This window comes from Albidovulum denitrificans (assembly GCF_002973535.1).
In the GTDB taxonomy this organism is placed as follows: Bacteria; Pseudomonadota; Alphaproteobacteria; order Rhodobacterales; family Rhodobacteraceae; genus Albidovulum; species Albidovulum denitrificans.
Map to the genome: position 1 here is coordinate 1 of NZ_PVEP01000018.1, position 7491 is coordinate 7491.

Below are 7491 nucleotides of genomic sequence, written 5' to 3' on the forward strand. Positions count from 1 at the left end.
GCCCCGCACCCGGTCTGGTTCATCACAGCGATCGCGGAAGCCAGTATTGCTCGGTGGACTATCAGGCCGAACTCAGAAAGCGCAGCATCCTGATCTCGATGAGCGGCAAGGGGAACTGCTACGACAACGCGATGGTCGAGACGTTCTTCAAGACCATCAAGTCGGAGCTGGTCTGGCCAGTCGCATGGCAAACACGCCAGCAGGCCGAAAATGCCATCGCCAGATACATCGACGGGTTCTATAACCCCGTCAGACGACATTCATCGCTCGGCTACCAAAGCCCCATCGCCTTCGAGAGAAAGGCCCGTGAAGTGAGCTAAACGCTCTCCACAAAAGCCGGGCAAGTCCAGTCAGCCCCACCATGGGGTCGCTAAGCAGCAGCCCCACTCGCTCCACCAGCGGCCCACCCTGCGGCGCTCTGGGGCAGTGGTAGCGGCCCGGTCTCCAGCGGCCACTAAGGTGCCCTAACGGCCACGAGAATGCCCCAAGGAGTGCCCCAGTTTCGGTGTCCAGTGGCGGTTTTCGATGCCTTTCAACAGGTGGGAGGGAATCCTACCGCCCCAGCCATCTTATCCAAGCGCAAGCTGCATAGGACCCTGAGAGGCTTTCCCGGTCCAAGTGCGCCCCCAAAACCTCACGCGACGGAAACCGCCCTACAACCCCTGATGCCCCTTCAGGAACAGGTCCATGAACGGCCCGATGGCGCGGAAGTCCTTCTTGTCGTGCAGCAGGCGTGACAGCGGCCGCATGACAAGGCCCAGGGGCCGCAACTGCCGCATCCGCCGTTCCGCCAGCGCCCAGATGTTCTTGCGGTCCTGCGCCCGGTAGGCGCGGCAGGCGGCAAGGACGGTCTCATCCACACCGTCGAGTTCCCCGGCGAGGTTGTAGACGAAGACCATCAGGTCCCAGGCGTGGCCTTCGGGCCTGTTGCGTCTGGGGGAGTATTTTTCCAGGTCGATGAAGGTGATGCGGCCATCCTGCCAGCAGATGTCGCGCAGCGCCGGGCGACCATGGCTCACCCCCGCAGAATGCAGCCGGGCAAGCACCTCGCCAGCGTGGCAGACCGCCTCCCGGAACCGCTCCGAGGTCGGCCCTTCCGTTTGCAGGATCGACTTCACCGTCGGCCCTGCATCGGCGATCACGAAATGATCCGCGCCTTCCTCGATGATACTTGGGAACGGCAGGAGGCTTTCGGCGACCGATTTATAGGCCTGACGCTCGGCCTCGAAAAGCTGCCGCGGCTCTCCCTTAAGAAGCCGCCGCCGAAGATCGACATCCTCGATCCGCTTCAACCAACCGGGACGGCCCTGCGCCACCACCCGCTCTACTCTTATCCGTGGAATGCCAAACTCCTAATCCGGGGCGGCCCACACACAGCCGCGACTCAAATTCCTTTGCCCCAGAATAGGTCGTACCGGCGTCATACAAAAGTTACATCTGCTTCATCCGATTGTTACACATGGCGGCTTTGCGCCTAGGTCAGAGCACTACCACCCCGAAACGAAAAGGCCCCCGCCGTTTCCGGCAGGGGCCAATCCCGTAGGATGGGCAATATGCCCACCCGCTTACCAGTCCTCGCGGACCACGACGCGGGTCTTGACCGGCAGCTTCATCGCACCAAGGCGCAGGGCCTCACGCGCGATCACTTCGCTGACGCCGTCGATCTCGAACATCACGCGACCCGGCTTGACCTTGGCCGCCCAGAAATCGACGGAGCCCTTGCCCTTACCCATCCGAACCTCGGTCGGTTTCGAGGTAACCGGGGTATCCGGGAAGATGCGGATCCAGACACGGCCCTGACGCTTCATGTGGCGGGTGATCGCGCGGCGGGCCGCCTCGATCTGCCGCGCGGTGACGCGCTCGGGTTCCGTGGCTTTCAGGCCGAAGCCGCCGAAGTTCAGATCGAACCCGCCCTTGGCTTCCCCGTGGATGCGGCCCTTGAACTGTTTGCGGAACTTTGTCCGTTTCGGTTGCAGCATCTCGTCTACTCCTTACCGGTCGCGGCGGTCATCGCGGCGCGGGCCGCGCGGCGCCGGGCCGTCCTGGGCTTCGGCGGCCTTGCGGTCGCGGGCCTGCGGGTCATGCTCCATGATCTCACCCTTGAAGATCCAGACCTTGATCCCGATGATGCCATAGGGGGTCGTGGCTTCGGCAAGCGCATAGTCGATGTCGGCGCGCAGCGTGTGCAGCGGCACGCGACCTTCGCGGTACCATTCGGTCCGGGCGATCTCGGCGCCGCCGAGACGGCCCGCGACGTTGACCCGGATGCCAAGCGCACCCATCCGCATCGCGTTCTGCACGCCACGCTTCATGGCGCGACGGAACGAAACCCGGCGTTCAAGCTGCTGTGCGATCGACTCGGCCACCAGCGCGGCGTCCAGTTCCGGCTTGCGGACTTCGACGATGTTCAGGTGCAGCTCGCTGTCGGTAAAGTTCGCCAGCTTCTTGCGCAGCGTCTCGATATCCGCGCCCTTCTTGCCGATGATGACACCGGGACGGGCGGTATGGATGGTGACGCGGCACTTCTTGTGCGGACGCTCGATGATGACCTTCGAGACACCGGCCTGCTTGGCGTAGTCATGGATGAACTCGCGCATCTTGAGGTCTTCAAGAAGCAGGTTGCCGTAGTCTTTCTTGTCGGCATACCAGCGGCTGTCCCAGGTGCGGTTGACCTGGAGGCGCATCCCGATGGGGTTAACCTTCTGTCCCATTATGCGGACTCCTCAACTTGACGCACCTTGATGGTCAGTTCGCTGAACGGCTTCATGATCTTGCCGAAACGGCCCCGCGCCCGCGGACGGCCGCGCTTCATCACCAGGTTCTTGCCGACATAGGCTTCGGCGACGACCAGATCGTCGACGTCAAGGCCATGGTTGTTCTCGGCATTGGCGATGGCCGATTGCAGGCACTTCTTCACGTCCTGCGCGATCCGCTTTTTCGAGAAGGTGAGGTCGGCCAGCGCCTTGTCCACCTTCTTGCCGCGGATCAGCGCGGCGACGAGGTTCAGTTTCTGCGGCGAGGTACGAAGCATCTTCGCCTTGGCGAAGGCCTCGTTATCGGCCACGCGGCGCGGATTCTTTTCCTTGCTCATGGCTTACTTCCTCTTGGCTTTCTTGTCGGCCGCGTGACCGTAATAGGTCCGCGTCGGCGAATATTCACCGAACTTCTGGCCGATCATCTCTTCGGTCACGTTGACCGGGATGTGTTTCTGACCGTTGTAGACCCCGAAGGTGAGGCCGACGAACTGCGGCAGGATGGTGGAGCGGCGCGACCAGATCTTGATCACTTCCGACTTGCCCGAGCCTTGAGCCTTTTCCGCTTTCTTCAGCAGATAGGCGTCGACGAAGGGGCCTTTCCAAACAGAACGCGACATGGATTAACGTCCTTTCTTCGCATTGCGCGAACGGACGATGTACTTGTCCGTCGACTTGTTCTTGCGGGTCTTGTTGCCCTTCGTCCCCTTGCCCCACGGGGTCACGGGATGACGGCCACCGGACGTCCGGCCTTCACCACCACCATGCGGGTGGTCGATCGGGTTCATGGCAACGCCGCGAACGGTCGGGCGCACGCCCATGTGCCGCTTGCGCCCGGCCTTGCCGAGGTTCTGGTTCGAGTGGTCGGCGTTCGACACCGCGCCCACGGTCGCCATGCATTCCTGGCGGACCATGCGAAGCTCGCCCGAGGACAGGCGGATCTGCGCGTAGCCACCGTCACGGCCGACGAACTGGGCATAGGTGCCTGCGGCGCGCGCCAGCTGGCCGCCCTTGCCGGGCTTCAGCTCGACGTTGTGGACGATCGTACCGATCGGCATGCCCGAAAACGGCATCGCGTTGCCCGGTTTCACGTCGGTCTTGGCACCGGCGATGACAGAGTCGCCAACGCCCAGGCGCTGCGGCGCGAGGATATAGGCCTGCTCGCCGTCCTGGTATTTCACCAGCGCGATGAAGGCGGTGCGGTTCGGGTCGTATTCGATCCGTTCCACGGTTGCCGGGACGTCAAACTTGCGACGCTTGAAATCCACGATGCGGTAAAGACGCTTCGCGCCCCCGCCCTTGTGCCATGCCGTGACGCGCCCGGTGTTGTTCCGGCCGCCCGTCTTGGTCAGACCCTCGGTGAGGGACTTGACGGGGCGACCTTTCCAAAGCTCCGAACGGTCGATCAGAACCAGCCCACGCTGGCCCGGCGTCGTCGGTTTATACGACTTGAGTGCCATGCTCTCTGTCTTCCGTTGCTTTGGACCTCTCGGTCCGTGGTGTGTAGGGCCCCGAAGGTCCCCGGTTCAGAAAATCGAGCGGCCCCGAAGACCGGGGCCGCAAGATTCGGCGCCTTCTATCAGAGCCCCGAAGTGACGTCGATAGTGTTCCCCTCCTCGAGGGTCACATAGGCTTTCTTCACATCGCTGCGCGACCCGATCTGGCCGCGGAAGCGCTTGGTCTTGCCCTTGGTGACGACGGTGTTGACCGCTTTCACCTTGACGCCGAAGACCGCCTCGACCGCTTCCTTGATCTGCGGCTTGGTGGCCGTCTTCGCAACCTGGAAGACAACCGCGCCGGCCTCGGAGGCCATGGTCGCCTTTTCGGTGACGATCGGCTTGACGATGACGTCGTAATGTTCCGGCTTCACGCTCATTTCAGACGAGCCTCCAGAGCTTCGACACCCGCCTTGGTCAGCACGAGCATGTCGCGCTTGAGGATGTCATAGACATTGGCGCCCATCGACGGCAGCACATCGATACCTTCGATGTTGGCCGCCGCGCGGGCGAAGTTTTGGTCGATCTCGGCGCCGTCGATGATGAGGACACGCTTCCAGCCAAGCTCTTTCGCCGCTTTCGCGAGGATCTTGGTCTTGGCTTCCTTCATCTCCAGCGAGTCGAGGATGACAAGCTGGCCCGAACCGGCCTTGGCCGACAGCGCATGCTTCAGACCGAGCGCCCGGAACTTCTTGGGCAGGTCATGGGCGTGGCTGCGCGGGGTCGGGCCCTTGTAGGTACCGCCGTGACGGAAGATCGGGGCCTTCTTGGACCCGTGGCGGGCGCCGCCGGTGCCTTTCTGGCGATAGATCTTCTTGGTCGAATAGCTGACATCGGACTTGCCCAGCACCGAATGGGTGCCCTGCTGCGCTTTCGCACGCTGCCAGCGCACGACGCGGTGCAGGATGTCGGCGCGCGGCTCGAGCCCGAAGATCTCGTCGGAGAGATCGATCGAGCCAGCCTTCTTGGCGTCGAGCTTGATCACATCGAGTTTCATTCTTTCTCTCCTTCGGGCGCGGCATCGCCGTCTTCGGCAGCGCCTTCCTCAGCGGCATTCGACGCCTCGGCAGCGGCCAGGGCGGCCTCCTGCGCGGCGGCTTCGGCCTCGGCCGCGGCCTTGCGGGCGGCTTCTTCCTCGGCGGCAGCGGCGGCGGCAGCTTCCTCGGCGGCCTTCCTGGCGGCTTCACCAGCCGACTTCAGCGCCGCGGGCAGGATCGCGTTCTCGGGGAACGGTTTCTTGACCGCGTCCTTGATCGTGACCCAGCCACCCTTGGAGCCGGGAACCGAGCCCTTGACCATGATAAGGCCACGGTCGCTGTCGGTGCGGACGACCTGAAGGTTCTGGGTCGTCACGCGAACGGCACCCAGATGGCCGGCCATCTTCTTGCCCTTGAACACCTTGCCGGGGTCCTGGCACTGGCCGGTGGAGCCGTGCGAACGGTGGCTGATCGACACGCCGTGCGAGGCGCGCAGACCGCCGAAGTTGTGCCGCTTCATGGCACCGGCGAAACCCTTACCGATCGAGGTCCCGGCGATGTCCACGAACTGACCTTCGAAGTAGTGGTCAGCGGTGATTTCCTCGCCCACGCCGATCAGGTTTTCCGGCGAAACCCGGAATTCCGCGATCTTGCGCTTCGGCTCCACCTTCGCCTTGGCGAAGTGGCCGCGCATCGCGGCGGTGGTCCGCTTGGCCTTGGCCGTGCCCGCGCCGAGCTGAACGGCCGAATAGCCGTCCTTCTCGGCCGTGCGCTGCGCCACGACCTGCAGGTTGTCCAGTTGCAGGACGGTCACCGGAACCTGCCGGCCGTCCTCGAGAAACAGCCGGGTCATGCCCAGCTTCTTGGCGATCACTCCAGAGCGCAACATTGCCGGTGCCCTCCTCAGTTCAGCTTGATTTCGACGTCGACGCCGGCGGCGAGGTCGAGCTTCATCAGCGCGTCCACGGTCTGCGGGGTCGGGTCGACGATGTCGAGAAGGCGCTTGTGCGTGCGAATCTCCCACTGGTCACGCGACTTCTTGTCGATGTGCGGACCACGGAGAACCGTGAACTTCTCGATCTTGTTGGGAAGCGGAATCGGACCGCGGACCTGGGCGCCCGTGCGCTTGGCCGTGTTGACGATTTCCTGCGTCGAGGCATCCAGGACGCGGTAATCGAAGGCCTTGAGCCGGATGCGGATGTTCTGACTGGACATTCTCTTGCCTCTTTCGGGGCTTTCAGTTGAGAGGCAGACGGGACCTCATGCCCCGCCTGCTTCGAACCCGTTTGACGGGACGGGCTGTGACGCCCGCCCTTGTCTTACTTGATGATTTTCGACACGACGCCCGCGCCGACGGTGCGGCCGCCTTCGCGGATGGCGAAGCGCAGCTTCTCTTCCATCGCGATCGGCGCGATCAGCTCGACCTCGAACTTCAGGTTGTCGCCCGGCATCACCATCTCGGTCCCGGCCGGAAGCGTCACCGTCCCGGTCACGTCCGTCGTGCGGAAGTAGAACTGCGGACGGTAGTTCGCGAAGAACGGCGTGTGGCGGCCACCCTCTTCCTTGGTCAGGATATAGGCTTCGGCCTCGAACTTCGTGTGCGGCGTCACCGAACCCGGCTTGCACAGAACCTGACCACGCTCCACGCCGTCACGGTCCACACCGCGCAGAAGCGCGCCGATGTTGTCGCCCGCCTCACCACGGTCCAGAAGCTTGCGGAACATCTCGACGCCCGTGCAGGTCGTCTTCTTGGTGTCGCGGATGCCCACGATCTCGATCTCGTCGCCGACATTGATGACGCCACGCTCGACCCGGCCGGTCACGACCGTACCGCGGCCCGAGATCGAGAACACGTCCTCGATCGGCATCAGGAACGGCTGGTCCACGGCGCGCTGCGGCGCCGGGATGTAGCTGTCAACCGCTTCCATCAGCGCCTTGATCGAGTTCTCGCCGATCTCCGCGTCGCGCCCTTCCAGAGCCGCAAGCGCCGAGCCCTTGATGATCGGAATGTCGTCGCCCGGATAGTCGTAGGAGGACAGAAGCTCACGCACTTCCATCTCCACCAGCTCCAAGAGCTCCTCGTCATCCACCTGGTCGACCTTGTTCAGGTAGACGACCATGTAGGGAATGCCGACCTGACGGCCGAGAAGGATATGCTCGCGCGTCTGCGGCATCGGGCCGTCGGCCGCGTTCACCACCAGGATCGCGCCGTCCATCTGCGCCGCACCCGTGATCATGTTCTTGACGTAGTCGGCGTGGCCCGGG

Annotated in this window: 12 protein-coding genes; 1 reads left to right on the plus strand and 11 read right to left on the minus strand. The window is 63.5% G+C overall.

Going from position 1 to position 7491, the window contains the following annotated elements; translation table 11 throughout:
• The coding region (locus LX70_RS20170) for an integrase core domain-containing protein (protein WP_146111685.1) at window positions 1–320 on the plus strand (320 nt) is incomplete at its 5' end.
• A 333-nt stretch (window positions 321–653) separates the two neighbouring features.
• Here LX70_RS20170 and LX70_RS20175 read toward each other — a convergent pair.
• From LX70_RS20175 to tuf, 11 genes are all read right to left on the minus strand, one after another.
• The gene (locus LX70_RS20175) at window positions 654–1316 is read right to left on the minus strand and encodes a BUD32 family EKC/KEOPS complex subunit (protein WP_146111686.1); all 663 of its coding nucleotides are present in this window, start codon (window positions 1314–1316) and stop codon (window positions 654–656) included.
• Between the two features lie 249 nt (window positions 1317–1565).
• Entirely contained in the window at window positions 1566–1979 is a 414-nt protein-coding gene (gene rplP, locus LX70_RS20180) for a 50S ribosomal protein L16 (protein ID WP_105516595.1), read from the minus strand.
• 12 nt (window positions 1980–1991) lie between these two features.
• Window positions 1992–2711 carry a 30S ribosomal protein S3 gene (gene rpsC, locus LX70_RS20185; RefSeq protein ID WP_105516596.1) on the minus strand — a complete coding sequence of 240 codons (720 nt, stop codon included), beginning with the start codon at window positions 2709–2711 and terminating at the stop codon, window positions 1992–1994.
• Window positions 2711–3091, minus strand: coding sequence for a 50S ribosomal protein L22 (gene rplV, locus LX70_RS20190; RefSeq protein ID WP_105516597.1), 381 nt, complete (start codon window positions 3089–3091; stop codon window positions 2711–2713). Before rplV ends, rpsC begins: the two co-directional genes overlap by 1 nt.
• 3 nt (window positions 3092–3094) lie before the next feature.
• Window positions 3095–3373, minus strand: coding sequence for a 30S ribosomal protein S19 (rpsS, locus tag LX70_RS20195; protein WP_105516598.1), 279 nt, complete (start codon window positions 3371–3373; stop codon window positions 3095–3097).
• A gap of 3 nt (window positions 3374–3376) precedes the next feature.
• The gene (gene rplB / locus LX70_RS20200; protein WP_105516599.1) at window positions 3377–4213 is read right to left on the minus strand and encodes a 50S ribosomal protein L2; all 837 of its coding nucleotides are present in this window, start codon (window positions 4211–4213) and stop codon (window positions 3377–3379) included.
• A 119-nt stretch (window positions 4214–4332) separates the two neighbouring features.
• Window positions 4333–4629 (minus strand): 50S ribosomal protein L23, encoded by a 297-nt coding sequence (locus LX70_RS20205; protein WP_105516600.1) that lies wholly within the window; start codon window positions 4627–4629, stop codon window positions 4333–4335.
• Window positions 4626–5246 carry a 50S ribosomal protein L4 gene (gene rplD, locus LX70_RS20210; protein WP_105516601.1) on the minus strand — a complete coding sequence of 207 codons (621 nt, stop codon included), beginning with the start codon at window positions 5244–5246 and terminating at the stop codon, window positions 4626–4628. Before rplD ends, LX70_RS20205 begins: the two co-directional genes overlap by 4 nt.
• On the minus strand, window positions 5243–6115 hold the full coding sequence (rplC, locus tag LX70_RS20215) for a 50S ribosomal protein L3 (protein ID WP_105516602.1): 873 nt from the start codon (window positions 6113–6115) through the stop codon (window positions 5243–5245). The genes rplD and rplC overlap by 4 nt, the downstream gene beginning before the upstream one ends.
• A gap of 14 nt (window positions 6116–6129) precedes the next feature.
• Window positions 6130–6441, minus strand: a complete 312-nt coding sequence (rpsJ, locus tag LX70_RS20220) for a 30S ribosomal protein S10 (RefSeq protein WP_105516603.1) — start codon at window positions 6439–6441, stop codon at window positions 6130–6132.
• 104 nt (window positions 6442–6545) lie between these two features.
• Window positions 6546–7491 (minus strand): elongation factor Tu (gene tuf, locus LX70_RS20225; protein WP_105516604.1); only part of this gene is annotated, 946 nt, incomplete at its 5' end.

Bases quoted from the DNA above. Each gene is read 5' to 3' on its own strand.
- rpsJ (WP_105516603.1), bottom strand. From the start codon at position 6,441: ATGTCCAGTCAGAACATCCGCATCCGGCTCAAGGCCTTCGATTACCGC.
- rplB (WP_105516599.1), bottom strand. From the start codon at position 4,213: ATGGCACTCAAGTCGTATAAACCGACGACGCCGGGCCAGCGTGGGCTG.
- rpsC (WP_105516596.1), bottom strand. From the start codon at position 2,711: ATGGGACAGAAGGTTAACCCCATCGGGATGCGCCTCCAGGTCAACCGC.
- LX70_RS20205 (WP_105516600.1), bottom strand. From the start codon at position 4,629: ATGAGCGTGAAGCCGGAACATTACGACGTCATCGTCAAGCCGATCGTC.
- rplC (WP_105516602.1), bottom strand. From the start codon at position 6,115: ATGTTGCGCTCTGGAGTGATCGCCAAGAAGCTGGGCATGACCCGGCTG.
- rplP (WP_105516595.1), bottom strand. From the start codon at position 1,979: ATGCTGCAACCGAAACGGACAAAGTTCCGCAAACAGTTCAAGGGCCGC.
- rplD (WP_105516601.1), bottom strand. From the start codon at position 5,246: ATGAAACTCGATGTGATCAAGCTCGACGCCAAGAAGGCTGGCTCGATC.
- rplV (WP_105516597.1), bottom strand. From the start codon at position 3,091: ATGAGCAAGGAAAAGAATCCGCGCCGCGTGGCCGATAACGAGGCCTTC.
- rpsS (WP_105516598.1), bottom strand. From the start codon at position 3,373: ATGTCGCGTTCTGTTTGGAAAGGCCCCTTCGTCGACGCCTATCTGCTG.